Source organism: Epilithonimonas arachidiradicis, assembly GCF_003610695.1.
In the GTDB taxonomy this organism is placed as follows: Bacteria; Bacteroidota; Bacteroidia; order Flavobacteriales; family Weeksellaceae; genus Epilithonimonas; species Epilithonimonas arachidiradicis.
Window position 1 is genome coordinate 257,998 of sequence record NZ_RAQH01000001.1, and the last position, 16,227, is coordinate 274,224.

General features: G+C 35.9%; 14 protein-coding genes. 8 read left to right on the forward strand and 6 right to left on the reverse strand.

Going from position 1 to position 16,227, the window contains the following annotated elements; translation table 11 throughout:
• Nucleotides 1-134: 134 nt before the first annotated feature.
• Both BXY58_RS01260 and BXY58_RS01265 read right to left on the reverse strand, forming a co-directional pair.
• The gene (locus tag BXY58_RS01260) at nt 135-686 is read right to left on the reverse strand and encodes an RNA methyltransferase (RefSeq protein ID WP_120211990.1); all 552 of its coding nucleotides are present in this window, start codon (nt 684-686) and stop codon (nt 135-137) included.
• 2 nt (nt 687-688) lie between these two features.
• The gene (locus tag BXY58_RS01265; protein ID WP_120212510.1) at nt 689-1,570 is read right to left on the reverse strand and encodes a bestrophin family protein; all 882 of its coding nucleotides are present in this window, start codon (nt 1,568-1,570) and stop codon (nt 689-691) included.
• Nucleotides 1,571-1,697: 127 nt separating this feature from the next.
• Here BXY58_RS01265 and BXY58_RS01270 point away from each other — a divergent pair, with 127 nt between their 5' ends.
• The 7 genes from BXY58_RS01270 (at nt 1,698) to BXY58_RS01300 (ending at nt 9,438) form a co-directional block, all read left to right on the forward strand.
• The gene (locus tag BXY58_RS01270; RefSeq protein ID WP_120211991.1) at nt 1,698-3,230 is read left to right on the forward strand and encodes a helicase HerA-like domain-containing protein; all 1,533 of its coding nucleotides are present in this window, start codon (nt 1,698-1,700) and stop codon (nt 3,228-3,230) included.
• Between the two features lie 12 nt (nt 3,231-3,242).
• Complete coding sequence (locus tag BXY58_RS01275) at nt 3,243-3,893, forward strand: hypothetical protein (protein WP_120211992.1); 651 nt, start codon at nt 3,243-3,245, stop codon at nt 3,891-3,893.
• Between the two features lie 14 nt (nt 3,894-3,907).
• Nucleotides 3,908-5,134: a 3'-5' exonuclease gene (locus tag BXY58_RS01280; RefSeq protein ID WP_120211993.1), complete on the forward strand. Its 1,227-nt coding sequence runs from the start codon at nt 3,908-3,910 to the stop codon at nt 5,132-5,134.
• 169 nt (nt 5,135-5,303) lie between these two features.
• The gene (locus tag BXY58_RS01285; protein WP_120211994.1) at nt 5,304-6,566 is read left to right on the forward strand and encodes a glycosyl hydrolase family 28-related protein; all 1,263 of its coding nucleotides are present in this window, start codon (nt 5,304-5,306) and stop codon (nt 6,564-6,566) included.
• 305 nt (nt 6,567-6,871) lie between these two features.
• Complete coding sequence (lysA, locus tag BXY58_RS01290; protein ID WP_120211995.1) at nt 6,872-8,071, forward strand: diaminopimelate decarboxylase; 1,200 nt, start codon at nt 6,872-6,874, stop codon at nt 8,069-8,071.
• Nucleotides 8,072-8,135: 64 nt separating this feature from the next.
• Entirely contained in the window at nt 8,136-8,642 is a 507-nt protein-coding gene (locus tag BXY58_RS01295) for an energy transducer TonB (RefSeq protein WP_147366784.1), read from the forward strand.
• A gap of 79 nt (nt 8,643-8,721) precedes the next feature.
• Entirely contained in the window at nt 8,722-9,438 is a 717-nt protein-coding gene (locus BXY58_RS01300; RefSeq protein WP_147366785.1) for an energy transducer TonB, read from the forward strand.
• Here BXY58_RS01300 and BXY58_RS01305 read toward each other — a convergent pair.
• The 3 genes from BXY58_RS01305 to surE form a co-directional block, all read right to left on the reverse strand.
• Entirely contained in the window at nt 9,429-10,118 is a 690-nt protein-coding gene (locus BXY58_RS01305; RefSeq protein ID WP_120211998.1) for a class I SAM-dependent methyltransferase, read from the reverse strand. The two genes, BXY58_RS01300 and BXY58_RS01305, sit on opposite strands and share 10 nt — an antisense overlap.
• 144 nt (nt 10,119-10,262) lie before the next feature.
• Nucleotides 10,263-10,832, reverse strand: coding sequence for a Crp/Fnr family transcriptional regulator (locus BXY58_RS01310; protein ID WP_120211999.1), 570 nt, complete (start codon nt 10,830-10,832; stop codon nt 10,263-10,265).
• A gap of 6 nt (nt 10,833-10,838) precedes the next feature.
• Complete coding sequence (surE, locus tag BXY58_RS01315) at nt 10,839-11,603, reverse strand: 5'/3'-nucleotidase SurE (protein ID WP_120212000.1); 765 nt, start codon at nt 11,601-11,603, stop codon at nt 10,839-10,841.
• Between the two features lie 175 nt (nt 11,604-11,778).
• Between surE and BXY58_RS01320 the strand changes: the two genes are divergently transcribed.
• On the forward strand, nt 11,779-13,902 hold the full coding sequence (locus BXY58_RS01320) for a carboxy terminal-processing peptidase (protein ID WP_120212001.1): 2,124 nt from the start codon (nt 11,779-11,781) through the stop codon (nt 13,900-13,902).
• 56 nt (nt 13,903-13,958) lie between these two features.
• Here BXY58_RS01320 and htpG read toward each other — a convergent pair whose 3' ends face one another.
• Nucleotides 13,959-15,848, reverse strand: a complete 1,890-nt coding sequence (gene htpG / locus BXY58_RS01325; protein WP_120212002.1) for a molecular chaperone HtpG — start codon at nt 15,846-15,848, stop codon at nt 13,959-13,961.
• Nucleotides 15,849-16,227: the final 379 nt, after the last annotated feature.

A 16,227-nucleotide genomic window follows, 5' to 3' on the forward strand; every position in this document is an offset into this window, starting at 1 on the left:
TCATTTTTACTTTTTATTAGATTTATTTCAAACTGCAGCACTTCATTGTGTTTGCAGTTTTTTATTTTCAAACCACAAAGTTTTTCTCACAAGGCTCACAAAATCAATTCCAATTGTATCCTTCATGACTTCTATTATGTCCCTGTATTTAGAATTTTGTTAAGATTTTTCGCAAATTCCCAGATTACAATTCCGCCACAGACACTTACGTTCAGAGAATGTTTGGTTCCAAGTTGAGGAATTTCCAGGAAAACATCAATATTTGGTAAAGCTTCATCGCTGATTCCGTCAACTTCATTACCGAGAATCAGAGCGTATTTTTTTTCTGGATTAATTTCAAAATCTGTTATCAATTGGCTTGATGAAGTTTGTTCAATCCCAATAATTTCGAAGTTTTCTCTTTTAAGATTATCGATAGCGACATTGATATCCTGCTCATATATCCAATCCACACTTTCTGTTGCGCCAAGTGCTGCCTTATGAATTTCGCGATGAGGAGGCTGAGGTGTTATGCCACAAAGTACCACTTTTTCTATCAGAAAAGCGTCGCCGGTTCTGAAAATCGCACCAACATTATGCATACTTCTCACGCTGTCCAAAATCACAACCAAAGGAATCTTCGCTGTTTTCTTAAACGTTTCTACATCTATTCTTCCTAGCTCTTCTAGTTTCAGTTTCTTTGTCAAAATCAGGCTTTATTTAAAATTAAATCAATATTTCTCTCGATATTCTGTGCGATGGATTCCATCGGGATATCATTTTCATCGTTGTTGAACGGGTCTTCTATCTCTTCTGCAATCAGCTCCAAACTCATCAGAACATAATATACAAACATTGTAATCGGGATCATAAAAATACCAAGATTCACAACATTTGCGATTGGCAAAGCCAAAACATAAAAAACGATAAACTTCTTGATGAATGATGAATAAGAATATGGAATCGGTGTATTTTTGATTCTTTCACAACCGCCGCAAACATCCAGAAAACCTGACAATTGTGCATCAAGAAACAACATCTCAGTATCAGAAATCTTGTTTTCTTTTTTGAGATGATAGAGCTTTTTGGTTAATAAAAATACCAATTCTGCTGGTCCGTGGTGTTTCAGTTCTTTTTTAAGGTCGGTAAAATCCTCATCCAAAACCAACCTCGTCGATTCTTTGGAAAGATGTGTTGCCAGCAAATGAGGAAAGAGCTTAAGATAACGCGCAATCTGAGTTTTGGCTTTAACATCTCTATCATCCAAAATATTACTTATCTTAATCATAAAATTCCGGCTGTCATTGACTAATTTCCCCCAAAGTTTTCGCCCTTCCCACCAACGGTCATAGGCCGTATTAGTCCTGAAAACCAAAAGCAAAGACAATACAAATCCCAGCAAAGAATGGATCATTCCTATATTAATGACCGAAGATTTGGAAGTCAAATGCAAATACTCTACTTCCAAATAATAGATGCCGTAAGAATAAATTCCTACGAGAAGCATCGTTGGAAAAAGAATACTCAGCGTGTCACTTTTGTGGAGACTGATGAGTATTTTTAGGAAGTTTTTTGTGTTGTAAGCGCGCATACAAAAACTTTTGATCACAAAGATAATTGATATCAAAATAAAATCCTGTGATAACTTTATAAATCGCTCAAGTTTTAAATTGATTCTGAAAATTATTTTTAATTTTAAGGATTGAAAAAACCAATCGATGTCAAATAAAGAAAAATTCATAACCGACCTTAATTCAAAATACAATCCCAAAGGCGAACACATTATCCTCGGAAAAGGAATGCTGGACGGAGAAGTTATTACAGAAGTCAATGTTTCTATTCCTCTGAAAACTGTTAACAGACACGGCTTAATTGCCGGAGCGACTGGGACAGGAAAAACCAAGACGCTTCAGGTTTTTGTAGAGCAATTGTCTCACGCAGGAATCCCGACTTTGGTAATGGACATCAAAGGTGACTTATCCGGAATTGCTGAACCCGGAACAGAAAATGACAACATCAAAGACCGATATTCTAAAACGCAATTGCCTTATTCGCCGCAGAGTTTCCCGGTAGAATTGATGACCATTTCCGGCGCAAAAGGTGTGAAACTTCGTGCTACAGTCTTGGAATTTGGACCGATTTTATTGAGTAAAATTCTTGGCTTGAATGACACTCAGCAAAGTATTATGTCGATTGTTTTTAAATATTGTGATGATAAAGCCTTGCCTTTGGTTGACTTACATGATTTGAAAAAAGTTTTGCAATATGTGACTGATAATCCGATTGGTAAAAAAGAATTGGCTGACAATTACGGCTCGATTGCTCCCGCATCTTTGGGTGCCATTCTTCGTTCGATTGTTGCGATGGAACAACAAGGCGCAACGACTTTCTTTGGAGAACCAAGTTTTGAAGTGGATGATTTGCTAAAAACCAGAGATGGAAAAGGTGTTGTGAATATCTTCCGAGTTGATGATATTCAGAATAAGCCTAATCTTTTTTCCACGTTCATTTTATCATTGTTTGCCGAGATTTATATGACCTTTCCTGAAGAAGGCGACAGTGGAAAACCAAAATTGGTTTTGTTTATTGACGAGGCGCATTTGCTTTTTAATGAAGCTTCAAAAACCTTGCTTTCTCAAATCGAAACGATGGTAAAGTTGATTCGTTCCAAAGGAATCGGGATTTATTTTATCACTCAAATCCCTGGCGATGTTCCGGAGAATATTTTGAGCCAATTAGGTTTGAAAATTCAGCACGCTTTGAGAGGTTTCACGGCGAAAGACAGAAAAGAGATCGACAAAGCTGTAGAAAATTATCCAACGACAGAATTTTACAAAGCCAATGAACTCATCCAAAATCTTGGAATCGGAGAAGCTTTTGTAACCGCATTGGACGAAAAGGGGGTTCCGACGCCTTTAGTCCAAACTTATTTGATTTCGCCTGAAAGCCGGATGGGGATCTTAACCGCATCAGAAATCGATGAACTGACCAGAAATTCTGACCTTGTCAAAAAATACGAACAAGACATCGATAAAGAAAGTGCGTACGAAATCCTGAATAAAAGGATCGAAGAACATACACAAACTGTTATCCCAACGCCAACAAGAGGAAGACCTGCACAACCAAAAGAGGAGCAAGGAATGTTTGAGCAAGTCATCGAAAGTCGCGCTGGAAAAACTTTTCTAAACACTTTGGCAAGAGAAGGTGCGAAGTTTATTTTGGGAATGTTCAGTATGAAGAAAAGGAGATAAAAAGGCTATTAAATGGATTACAAACTGATTGAAAAACTACAGACATTTTTACCTTTAGGCTATTTATATCTCATTATTTTGGGAATACTTAGAGACGGCGTTTTTTTCTATATGTTAGGAATTAATTTTCTGAAATATTCTTCAATAATGGATATTTTGATAAGTCCTATCGCAGAATTGACATCTCAGCCAATTATCTTACTGACAGTCACTTTAATGATTATAGGCTTCTTTTTTTATTATAATTTTCTTGCCAATAACAGCCATAAAAAATGGGTTCGAGATTCTATGGTAGCCAAAAAATATCTTAAGAAAAAACCGGGTTCTAGTGATGTTGACCTGAAAGTTCATATTAAAAAGCAAGTCTATTTTGCAATTGCGTTTATGATTTCTGCTTTCTTTCTTGGTGGCGGTGTTGGAACGGGACTCAATGTAAAGGACAGAATCACAAATAATAAGCTAAAAATAAAACACAGGATTACCGATGATTCTGGAAATCAGAAAGATATTTACCTGATTGACTCCAATAGCGCTTACTTTTTTTATGTTGAGAAAGGGAGTAAAGTTATTACAATTGTGCCGGTTGGCTCCATCAAAAAAATAGAACTCATCAATAATAAAATGTTTGAGGATGTCGGTTTCCTAAATCGTTTAACTTTGTAGAAGGAAAAATGTAGATGTATTCAATAATAGATATAGAAAGTAACGGAGCGCCCTTCAGGAAAGAAAGCATTATAGAAATTGCCATTTATCGTTTTGATGGTCACGAGATTACAGACCAATTCATTTCACTCGTGAATCCCGAAGATGAGATTTCCAGCTTTGTTCAAAAATTGACAGGAATCACACAGAAAATGGTAATTACTGCACCTAAATTCCACGAGATTGCGAAACGTGTTGTGGAAATCACACAGGATTCTATATTGGTGGGACATAATATCGACTTCGATTACAGAATGCTTCGCCAATCATTCAAACGCCTTGGTTATGAATTTAAAATCAACACTTTAGATACAATTCCGTTAGCTAAAAAGCTGATTCCTGAAGAGAAAAGCTACTCTTTGAGCAAGCTTTGTAAATCCATTGGGATTCCGTTGAGTGAAGCGCATCGTGCAAGTGGCGATGCGAGAGCAACTTTAGACCTATTTAAATTGTTGATTATCAAAGACAAGTACAACGAAATTATTCAGTTGCAACAGGAGGAAAGTCAGGAAAAAAATTATATCAGTAAAGTTCAGATTCTGACAGAAGATCTTCCTAATGAAAGAGGAATTGTGTATTTCCAAAATAAGGACTGGAAAATCATCTATTCTGATGTTGTTGAAGACCTTTATAAATCAGCGAAAAAAATCTTCGATTCCGATAAGGCTAAATACAAAAAACTTCAGGACGAGACCGAAAAGATTTCTTACGAATTAACAGGTACCGATCTCATCGCCAAACTGATGATGCAAAACAAAGGCATTCATAAGAGACAGCAATTGACTTTCGGACTATTCTACAGAAAAAATAAATATATTCTTGAGAAAATTAAACTCCAGGAAGATAAACCATTACTGAGATTCAAGAGTTTTACTCAAGGATTGAAAGCAATCAATTACATCAAATCCAAAGAAGATCTGAAAGATTTTGTTGAATTTACTCAGAAAATCAATCTCAAAGGAAGGAATGAAATCTGGTCGTCATCCGGAAGAACTTTAGGCGAAAAATCATTTCTGGTTTTGGAAAAAGGCAAATTAATTGGTTTTGGTTTTTATGAATTGTATCATCAGATTCAATCTTTGGATAAAATCAAAAAACTAATGTTGCCTGTGCCTAGATTTACGCAGGATTTGCAGAATGATTTGCAGTTGGCGCTTTTGAGAAATGAGTATGATGTGACGGAATTGCCAAAGATTAACTGATTTTTTATTTTAGATATTCATTCGTCTAAAAGTTTACTATTTAATAAATAAAAACAATTTTTAATCTGTAATACGTCAAGTTTTGTCGTTATCTATTATCATTTTTGTAATCTAAACTTCTTACAAGAGTTTAAATTAATTAGTTTATTAATATTTTAAAAAACAAAAAATGATTTATACTGATGATTTTTTCGCGTCGGGGAGCACTTACCAAAATAATAATGTAGTGCAATTAGTAGATAGCTATACTTATGAAAATGTTAACTTCAAGAAAGTCACACACTGGATCAATAATTATCCAATGGATGATTCCAAAGTTGATGGTATTATCTATAGAAAAAAGGGATCTGATTATTATGTTGATTCCAGCATATTATCTGGAGCTGAAATATCAGCCAAGAGATTTGGTGTGAAAGCCGATGAGATTACTGATGATTCTATAGCATTACAAAAAGCGGTGAATTTTGGTGTAAAAACAGGTTGGAATGTTGTTTTACCTGCAGGCAAAATAAAGGTTTCACAAACCATTGTGATTGATTTTACAACTAATATTAATGATGCGAACAGTAATGGTAAGGATAGAAAATTTGAGCTATCGGGCAAAGGAGTACATGTGACTTATATTCTAGATGAAGGTGATGACGAACATACTGTTTTTGATGTAAAAGGTAACTTAGATCATGCAGATGGTTTTACAGCAAAATGCTTTTCTATCAGTAGACCTAATGTATCTATGCCATCTGGAGGTATAGCTATAAAAATTGAAAAGTTAATTTGCTTAAGCATCGAAGAAATTCAAATTTTTAAATTTAACTTAGGTTTTATGTTAATTGATTCCTGCATATCCTATTTCAAAAAATTAAAAATTCATTACTGCAAATATGCTTTTAAAGGAGATATTGGCTCAGGTGTTGATAAAATTACAAATCCAAACCTACTAAATTTTGTAAATTGTACTTTTAATTCTAATAACGATACTTCTATTCATTTGGAGGGGGTTCATAATGTAAAATTTGACAGCTGTGATTTTGAAGGGAATTTTAGTGATGTTTTAGTTTGTTCTTATATAGGTATTAATGGTAAAAACTCATTAAATTTAATAAATTGTTATTTTGAGGGGACAACAAATGGAGTAGATTTATTTTATCTACCATATACCGGAGGTACAATTAATTTGATCGGAAATAGTTTTAGCAGAGTATATCAAGGTGCCTCACACAATATATTAGTAGATTTCCGATCATATAATGAGCTACAACAATTTACGAATCACGAGCATTATTTGAACATGATTGGAAATGCTTTTAGAGACGATTATCAATTCACAGAATGGAATTCCTATGTTCCAGTACAAATCTGGGGAAATAATAATCATTTACATATTAAGGATTCTAATTATTATGATCATGGAGTAAACTTGAGTCAAAATTAAAAAGTAAGATTTTTAGCTAATGACTTTTTGAATATTCAAGGGCAAAAAAGATTGGGAACGGAAGGCGGAAAAGCTGCCCAAAATAAAAATCAACCTAAAACATTGCAGGATTTACAGATAAACTCTAATTTTGCAAAAAATTTTAAACAAAGCAATGCAAATATTTAAACAAAACAAAATCGGAAAAAAGGGAGCTGTAAGGTTCACTAAGGTTTGGAATGTATAAAGAGTTGCGTGCATAAGATATCTATTGCGGCAGACTCTTTTTATAAGAATCTGCCTTTTTATTTTTAAAAATCTACCTTATGACAAATCAGGACTTGCTGGCTATAGCAAAAGAATTCGGGACACCCGTTTATGTGTATGACGTTAATTCGATACGCGAACAATACGAAAAGTTGACTTCTTCTTTCTCGAAGAACACAAGATTTTTCTATGCAGCCAAAGCTTTAACCAATATAAACATCCTGAAATATGTCGAAAAGTTAGGTGCTTCTCTTGACTGTGTTTCTATCAACGAAGTGAAATTGGGTTTGAAGGCAGGTTTCTCCAACGATAGAATTCTCTTTACACCGAATTGTGTTGACTTGGCAGAAATCGAGGAAGCAATGTCTCTGAATGTTCATATCAATATCGATAACATTTCGATTTTGGAGCAATTTGGAAATAAATTCGGTGGTTCTTATCCAATTTTTGTGAGAATCAATCCTCATATTTTTGCGGGAGGAAATTATAAAATCTCAACCGGTCACATCGATTCCAAATTCGGAATTTCTATTCATCAGCTTCGTCATATCGAGCGTGTTATGAAATCTACCAACATCAATGTGGAAGGACTTCATATGCACACGGGAAGCGAAATCAAAGACCCTGATGTTTTCCTTCAAGGTCTTGAAATTATGTTCGAATTGGCAGAACATTTCCCAAATCTGAAATATCTGGATATGGGAAGCGGTTTCAAAGTTCCTTATCAAGATGGCGACATCGAAACGGATGTGAAATCTCTTGGAAAAAAAGTTAATGCTGCGATTAAAAAACACGAGGAAACTTCTGGAAAAAAATTCCAACTTTGGTTTGAGCCTGGGAAATTCTTGGTGAGTAAAAGTGGACATTTCCTTGTAAAATCTAATGTTATTAAACAAACCACTGCGACTGTTTTTGTGGGTGTCAATTCAGGTTTTAATCATTTGATCCGTCCGATGTTCTACGATTCTTATCACATTATCGAAAATCTTTCTAATCCAAAAGGTCCGGAAAGAATCTATACGGTTGTTGGAAATATCTGTGAGACAGACACTTTTGCGTGGGACAGAAAAATCAATGAAGTGAGAGAAGGTGATGTGATTGTTTTCAGAAATGCTGGCGCTTACGGTTTTGAAATGAGTTCGAATTTCAACTCGAGATTGAAGCCTGCGGAAGTCATGTTTCTTGACGGAAAAGCGCATCTTATCAGAAAAAGAGATGAATTTGAAGATTTATTAAAAAATCAGATTGAAGTTTTGTAATTTGTTGCTAATCAGAATTATTTTGGCATAAAATTTCATTCTAAAATTATATAAATCAAATACTATGAAATCAATACTATTTTCATTGAGCTTGCTGATGTCTTCATTAGCTTTTGCTCAAAATAACGACGTTGAAGAATCCTTGAATATTGATATCCCAATGGCGGATGCTTCTACAAGTTCTGTGACTTACAGCGTAAGAGGAATTTATCAAATAAAAGATGAGTCTTGTAATCCTTCTCAATTCAAAAGTTTGAGGTATCCTGGCGGAACAGATGCTTACATCAAAGAATTGAAAGAAAAGCTTCAACAAAATGTCAACTGGAGCTCTTACTCGATCAATGGTTTGTTCTTTGTAAAACTGGACATTACCAAAGATGGTGTTCTTTCCAAAGTTGAAGCAGGACCAAAAGTGGCAAATAGTGAACCTTTCCTTAAAGATTTGAAAGACGCAGCAACAAAGGTTGGAAAAACCTGGATTCCTGCCAAATGCAATGGTAATCCTGTAGATTCTAAAGCTATTCTGAAAATCGATTTTTCATCGATGACTTACGACAACGCTTTCAATTGAATCTAAAAAAAATAATACCTTTATAACCGCCCAATTAAAGGCGGTTTTTTTTATGAAAAAAATTTATAAATTGTTTTTTGTGCTTACATCATTCCTTTGTCTGTCTCAAGATTGGAAAACTTTACCTAATTATCCCGAAGGACAAGATGCGTATGCCGGAGGAAGAGAGCAATTGTATAAGGATTTGCATCAGATCATCAAGGATAATAATCTAGCTAACTGTAAAACTTATCAGAATTATTTCGTCAATCTAAAAATCAGTGAATCAGGAAAACCAGTTTATACCAATCCGCCGAAGAAGGTTTTGGAAGAGGAAAAATGCAGTTATGATATGATGATCAAAAGTATCGGAATGATCAAAAACTGGCAGCCTGCACAGAAAAATAATGGAAAGAAAGCTGCTTTTTACGGTTTTATATTTAATCCAAAAGTTCTAATTCAAGATGATATTCAAAAAGTAACCTACCCAAGAGTTGATAACAGCCAATTTCCTGGGGGCGTAAATGCTTTCCGTGAGGACTTCAGAAAAATGGCTTATGCTTATCTGGATTATGATACTTATCTTCCAAAAGGAAGGTTTGTTTTGTCATTTGATGTCAACATCAATGGTAAACTGGATAACTTCTCGCTGGAGCCAAAAGTAGAAAATTATGAAATCCTTTTGAAAGATCTGGAATTTTGTGCACAAAGAATAAAAAATAAATGGTCACCCGCCAAACAAAACGGAATTGCCGTGAAAACGCGTTTCAATATGCCAATTAATTTTGGCGGTGTGGAAACCTATGATCACGATTGATATAGCTTTGCCAGATATTGGTCATTGTCATCTTCCAAAATGATTTCTGATGTCCAGCCTTCTTCGGAAGCTAATTTTACCATTGTATTTTTATCGAGATAAAGCCAGCTAAACCAGTCCGTTAATTGTTTTTGATACTCGTACCGGCAAGAGACTTCGCCGTAATATCGATCAGTTGGTAACTCCTCCTCTTCGTACATATAAGCAATATCGGAAGAATCAAAAATCAGAATGCCGCCTCTATTAAGCAACGATTTAGCTTTTCTTACTAATTTTCGGAAACCATCCAGATTGCCACACAACCCAATTCCATTCATCAACAACAAAAGTGTGTCAAATGTTTCTCTCTCGTAGGTGAAAATATCATCACAAACAACCTTTTTCACCCCACGTTTTTGCATAGTTTCGCAAGCCGCGGGAGAAATTTCCAATGCTGTTACATCTAAGCTTTTTCTTTGTAAAATAAGCGGGTGACTCCCTGCTCCGGCGCCAACATCCAGGATTTTTCCTTGGCAGATATCCATCGCTTTTTTTTCAAGAACAGGCAATTGCTTTTCATTTCTGAAGTAGTGGGAAACCGGCATTTCTACTTTTGGCCCAAAGTTGTCGTGGACATAGAGTTTGGCTCTTTTCGTTTTATCGTAAAAATTTTTGATTGCTAATCCTGGTAAATCAATCATTCTAAAGATTCTTGATACAAATATAGCTTAATAAAAAAAGCATCCAGAACTCTGAATGCATTTTTCCTTCATTTGGATTTTTCAATTAAAAATTGATTTAATGCAAATGTAGATCTTATTTATAACAAATAAAATGAACCATGGTTAAGAAATACGTTTCCTTATACGACTGAGAGCCTGTGGCGTAATTCCCATATACGACGCAATCTGCTTCAATGGAATCTGCTGGAAAAGATCCGGTTGTTGTTTCAAAAGTGAAAGATATCGCTCTTCCGCAGTTTCACTGAGGAAAGAAAATTCTCTGTTGAGTTTTTCTACATACAGCGCTTCAACCGTCAATCTCCCTACTAGATTGCCGATTGCCTGAGATTGATAGATCTCCTGTAAATCATCATAATGGATTTGCCAGACCACCATATCGGTCAATGCTTCTATATAGCACCTGGAAGGTGTCCGCTGGGTGAAAGAATCATAAGCCGTAAGGAATTGATTTTGAAATACAAACCTTATCGTCAGTTCTTTATTTTCCTTATTAAAAAAAAGGCGTGCCGCACCGGTTTCTACAAAAGAAAGGTAATTATCAACTTCGCCTTTCTTTAGGATAACATCTTTTTTCTTATATTCTTTTCTAATGTTTTTTTCTACAAAAGGTTTCCAGTTCTCTTCGGTGAGCGGAATGCCCTTCGAAAGCAAATATTGTCTGATAAACTCCATCCATTTTTATTTATAGATTGAATTGAGTTCGTTCATATATTCATAAGCTGTCAAATCGAATTTTACAGGGACAATACTTATATAGCCATTTGCCAAAGCGGTTTCGTCTGCATCCTCGGACTCATCCATATTGTTGAAGTAGCCTGTCAGCCAGTAATATTTTCTCCCGTGTGGATTGGTTCTCTCGTCAAAACTTTCTTCCCATTTTGCATTGGCTTGTTTACAGATTTTGATGCCTTTGATATCGTTTTTATTTAATTTCGGGATATTAACATTCAGAACAACGCCTTTTGGCATTGGGTTTTCCAGAGTTTTAAGAACAATCTCTTTGATAAATTCTTCTGCCTGGTCAAAGTCCGCTTCCCATTTCAAATCGGAAAGAGAAAAACCGATGGCTTGCAAACCTTCCACGCCGGCTTCCACCGCCGCACTCATCGTCCCGGAATAGATAACATTAATGGAAGAGTTAGCGCCGTGGTTGATGCCAGAAACTACTAAATCCGGTCTTCTCGGAAGAATTTTGTCCAAAGCCATTTTTACACAATCCACAGGCGTTCCGGAGCAAGAGAAATCTCTCTGGGGTCCTTCAAGATTCAGTTCTTCGAAGCTCAAAGTCGAGTTGATGGTGATAGCGTGACCTTTTCCACTCTGGGGAGAATTGGGAGCGACTACGATGACGTCTCCTATTTCGTTAACTATACTGATTAATTTTCTAATGCCAGGCGCAGTAATTCCGTCGTCATTGGTTACCAATATCAATGGTCTGTTCATAAATTTCCGTTTTATATTTTTCTTTTTTTGATGATTTTTTTTAAAATCAATCCAAAAATAACCAATTTATAATACTTTAATTAAAATAAGGTGTTAAATTTGGTTTCGTTTTTGAATATCTTCGTAACATTCAAAACGGAAAAAATACTAATCCAAGTACAGATTTAAAAATTATATGTTCAAAAAAATCAAGTTAAAGAAACTGCTGATGTTTGCGCCGCTGATGACGCTGATGTTCTGTTTCAACTCTCCACAAAATGATGATGAAAAAATGCAGACCATAATGGTCAGCGTGAAAAATACACTTTCCTATCTTCATTACAGTCCAAAACCGATTAACGATGCTTATTCCCAGGATGTTTATGATAAATATTTTGAAAGCGTAGATGCTTCAAAAAGATATTTTCTGCAGTCCGATATGGATGAATTCAAAAAGCATTATACCAAACTGGATGATTACCTTAACCAGGGAAACCTTGTGTTCTATAAACTAACGATTGACAGACTCTACCAAAGAGTTGACGAAATCGATAAAATGACTCAGGATATCTTTTCCAAACCAATCAATCTGGAGGAAAATGACGAATTAATTTTGGAGCCAAAGAAAAGAAGCAATCCTGTTGACGCAAAGCAACAGCGTGAAGAATGGAAAAAATACATCAAGTATAATATCCTTCAGGAAATTGAAACGATGAACAGCAAGGAAGAGGCTCAGAAAAAGAAAAAAGATTCTGTGGTGAATAACAAGCTTCCGGATACAATAAAATACGCGCCGCTTTCTGCTGAGAAAAAGCGTGAAAAGGCAACTGCTGAGGTGAAAGATTTGATTACAGACTCTTTTAGAAGATTCAAAAAGAGAAAGAAAATGGACTGGTTCACAGTCTATATGAATGCTTATACCGAAGTTTTTGACCCGCATACCAATTATTTCTCTCCGAAAAATAAAGAGGAATTTGATATGCAATTCACAGGAAAAGTAATTGGTATTGGTGCTTTGATTCAGGAAAAGAGAGGTTATTTATATCTTGGCGAATTAACAATAGGTGCACCTGCCTGGAAATCAAAACAGCTGACGGCCGGGGACAAAATCCTGAAAGTAAGATCAAAACCGAATGAAGAACCTGTAAACGTTGTCGGGATGTTGTCTGACGAAGCGGTAAGACTGATTCGTGGGGAAAAAGGAACGCCTGTCACTTTAACTGTTGAGAAAAAAGACAAGACCATCAAAGAAGTGACGATGATTCGTGAAGAAGTAACCATCGAAGATACTTTTGCAAGAAGCATTGTTGTTAATTCTAAAAACGGTAAAAAATATGGGTTCATCTATCTTCCAAGTTTCAATGTAGAATTTGAAAAAGAGAATGGTGGACGTAATGCTTCTGATGATATCAAAGCGGAGTTAATCAAACTTAAAAAAGAAAATGTAGAAGGTATTATTCTTGACCTAAGAAGCAATGGTGGAGGTTCTTTGACGGAAGTTGGTGACATTATGGGATTGTTTATGAACGCTGGCCCGTATGTTCAGGTAAAAGACAGCCGAGGAAAAATCCAAACTTTAAGTAATAAATCCAATGAACCAATCTGGACAGGTCCATTGGTTGTAATGCAAAACGAATTATCTGCTTCAGCTTCAGAAATTTTAGCGGGCGCTTTTCAGGATTACGGAAGAGCGGCTGTGATTGGCTCACCAAGTTCTTTCGGAAAGGGAACGGTTCAGACTTTTGTGGAATTGAATAGATTCCTGAATACGAATGACGATTTCGGAGCTTTGAAATTGACAATTCAAAAATTCTATAGAGTCTCCGGAGAATCAACCCAGAGAAAAGGTGTAGAAGCTGATCTTAAAATGAAAGATTTCTTCTCTTATGCAGAAGTTGGGGAGCGTTTTGACCAATTCGCTTTGCCTTGGGACAAAATCGAAACAACGTCTTACAAAAAATTGACCGGATTGAACATTCCTCAGTTACAGGCAGAGCTAGACAGACAATTGCAGGATAATAACAACTACAAAATGTTGCAGGAATCTGCGGAATGGAAAGAAGCGCTGGACAAAGAAGAAACTATCACTTTGAATCAAACCAAATTCAATGAATTGATGAAAATGCGTAAAGCACAAATCGAAAAGTTCAAAGGTTTGGAAAAATTCAATAACGGACTGAAATTCACGCTTCACACAGACGAAGCGGAAAGAATTAAAAAAGACGAGGCTTTTGCCAAGAAAACAGAAAACTGGAGAAAAAATCTTGAAAGAGATTTTTATCTGGAAGAAACGGTGGATGTGCTTTCGAAAATCAAATAACAAAAAAGCGGAACTAAAATTTAGTTCCGCTTTTTTATGCTTAATGAAATACTTTATTACTTCAAACTCTCAAAACTACGCTTGATAAAATCCGTTAGTTCTTTTCCTTTCAAAAGATTCTGAGACAATTTTGCCAAATCCAAAGCCTGATTTATCATCGCTTTTTTCTCATCAGCATCTTCTTTTTTCAATAATTCTCCTGCGAAATCAGAATTAGAATTCACAACTAAATTGTACATCTCTGGGAAACCGCCCATTGCGAACATTCCGCCACCGCCGGTCGCCTGCATATCTTTCATTCTTCTAAAGAACTCTGGCTGAGTCAAAGTAAACGGTGCATCTGTAGAATCCAGGTCTTCTAACTGAACTGTAAACTTCTGGTCATTAATTGATTCCTCAATATTCTTCTTCAAAGTTTCTTTGTCCGAATCATTTAGTTTAGAAATCTTAGGCTCATCTTTTTTAATCAAATTATTGATGTGGTCTGCATCCACTCTCGCAAAAGAAACATTCTCTTTCGAAGCTTCCAATTTCTGGATGAGGTGCGGAACAATCGGAGAATCCAACAATAGAACCTCATAACCTTTTTCTTTCGCAGATTGGATGTAGCTGTGCTGTTCATCAGCATTATTAGCATAAAGAATCACAGTTTTTCCGTCTTTATCTGTTTGGTTTGATTTGATTTTTTCAATCAGATCGTTCCAAAGATAATAGGTTCCGTCAGTTGTTGGATACAGCGCAAATTTGTCAGATTTTTCAAAGAATTTGTCCTCAGAAATCATTCCGTATTCAATAACGATTTTGATGTCATTCCATTTCTTTTCATAATCTTCACGGTTTTCATTGATTAACGAAACCATTTTGTCCGCTACTTTCTTCGTGATATAAGAAGAGATTTTCTTCACCGCGCCATCGGCCTGAAGATAAGAACGGGAAACGTTCAACGGAATATCCGGCGAATCAATCACACCTCTCAGCAACATCAAGAAATCCGGAACAATTCCCTTAACCTCATCCGTCACAAAAACCTGATTTTGATACAGTTGAATTTTATCTTTCTCGATATTAAGGTTGTTTCCTAATTTCGGAAAGAACAAAACGCCTGTCAAATTGAAAGGATAATCAACATTCAAATGGATGTGAAACAACGGGTCTTCAAACTGCATCGGATACAATTCTCTATAGAAATTGTTGTAATCCTCGTCTTTCAGTTCAGACGGCGATTTTGTCCAAGCCGGATTGGTGTTGTTGATGATATTATCAACCTCAACAGTTTCAGGTTTTGCATCTTCAGCAGAACCTTCTGGCAAAGGCAAAGTCTCAGTTTTCGTTCCGAATTTTATCGCAACTTGATTGAACTTATTATATTTTGTCAGCAATTCACGAATCCTAGATTCCTCCAAAAACTCCGTCGAATCTTCTGCAATATGAAGCACGATTTCTGTTCCTCTGTCAGATTTTTCAGTTTCTTCCAACGTATATTCCGGACTTCCGTCGCAAATCCAACGAACTGCTTTCGCATCTTCCTTGTAAGATTTAGTCAAGATTTCCACTTTCTCCGCCACCATAAACGCCGAATAAAATCCAAGACCAAAATGACCGATAATACCGGCATCTTTAGCAGAATCTTTATATTTTTCCAGAAATTCCTCGGCACCGGAGAAAGCGACTTGATTGATATATTTCTCAACTTCCTCGCCTGTCATCCCGATTCCCTGATCTTTGATAGTCAGCGTTTTTGCATCTTTATCAATTTTAACTTCAATTATCGGGTTGCCATATTCCACTTTCGCCTCACCAATTGTTGTAAGGTGCTTCAGTTTCGTCGTCGCATCTGTTGCGTTAGAAATCAACTCACGCAGAAAAATCTCGTGGTCGCTGTAAAGAAATTTTTTAATCAGCGGAAAAATATTCTCCACCGATACATTAATACTTCCTGTTGCCATATTTATTTTATTTTTTGTTAATTATTTACTCTCAAAATCCCAAACTCTCCCATCCTCAAACTCTCCAACACAATTAGGGCGACTGCCAAAACCCAAAACTTTTCCCAAGCTATTTTGTCACCGGGCTATCCGTTGCAATCTTTTGCTTTAGAACATTTGTCATTCTGAACGAAGTAAAGAATCTAAAAAAGCAAAAGGATTTCCACTACTATCCCTGTCGCAGCTTCGCCGTCAATCCAACGTTTCTCAAAAAAAAGACCATCAAAAAAATAATGACAAATTGTCGCTTGGAATAAAAACTCTAATTCTAAAAAGTCTTCGACTCCGCTCAGACTGACATCGTTGAAATGAAACCATAGTATTAGACTTGTCATACTGA

Bases quoted from the DNA above. Each gene is read 5' to 3' on its own strand.
- BXY58_RS01265 (WP_120212510.1), bottom strand. From the start codon at position 1,570: ATGCGCGCTTACAACACAAAAAACTTCCTAAAAATACTCATCAGTCTC.
- BXY58_RS01270 (WP_120211991.1), top strand. From the start codon at position 1,698: ATGTCAAATAAAGAAAAATTCATAACCGACCTTAATTCAAAATACAAT.
- BXY58_RS01275 (WP_120211992.1), top strand. From the start codon at position 3,243: ATGGATTACAAACTGATTGAAAAACTACAGACATTTTTACCTTTAGGC.
- BXY58_RS01280 (WP_120211993.1), top strand. From the start codon at position 3,908: ATGTATTCAATAATAGATATAGAAAGTAACGGAGCGCCCTTCAGGAAA.
- BXY58_RS01285 (WP_120211994.1), top strand. From the start codon at position 5,304: ATGATTTATACTGATGATTTTTTCGCGTCGGGGAGCACTTACCAAAAT.
- lysA (WP_120211995.1), top strand. From the start codon at position 6,872: ATGACAAATCAGGACTTGCTGGCTATAGCAAAAGAATTCGGGACACCC.
- BXY58_RS01295 (WP_147366784.1), top strand. From the start codon at position 8,136: ATGAAATCAATACTATTTTCATTGAGCTTGCTGATGTCTTCATTAGCT.
- BXY58_RS01305 (WP_120211998.1), bottom strand. From the start codon at position 10,118: ATGATTGATTTACCAGGATTAGCAATCAAAAATTTTTACGATAAAACG.
- BXY58_RS01310 (WP_120211999.1), bottom strand. From the start codon at position 10,832: ATGGAGTTTATCAGACAATATTTGCTTTCGAAGGGCATTCCGCTCACC.
- surE (WP_120212000.1), bottom strand. From the start codon at position 11,603: ATGAACAGACCATTGATATTGGTAACCAATGACGACGGAATTACTGCG.
- BXY58_RS01320 (WP_120212001.1), top strand. From the start codon at position 11,779: ATGTTCAAAAAAATCAAGTTAAAGAAACTGCTGATGTTTGCGCCGCTG.
- htpG (WP_120212002.1), bottom strand. From the start codon at position 15,848: ATGGCAACAGGAAGTATTAATGTATCGGTGGAGAATATTTTTCCGCTG.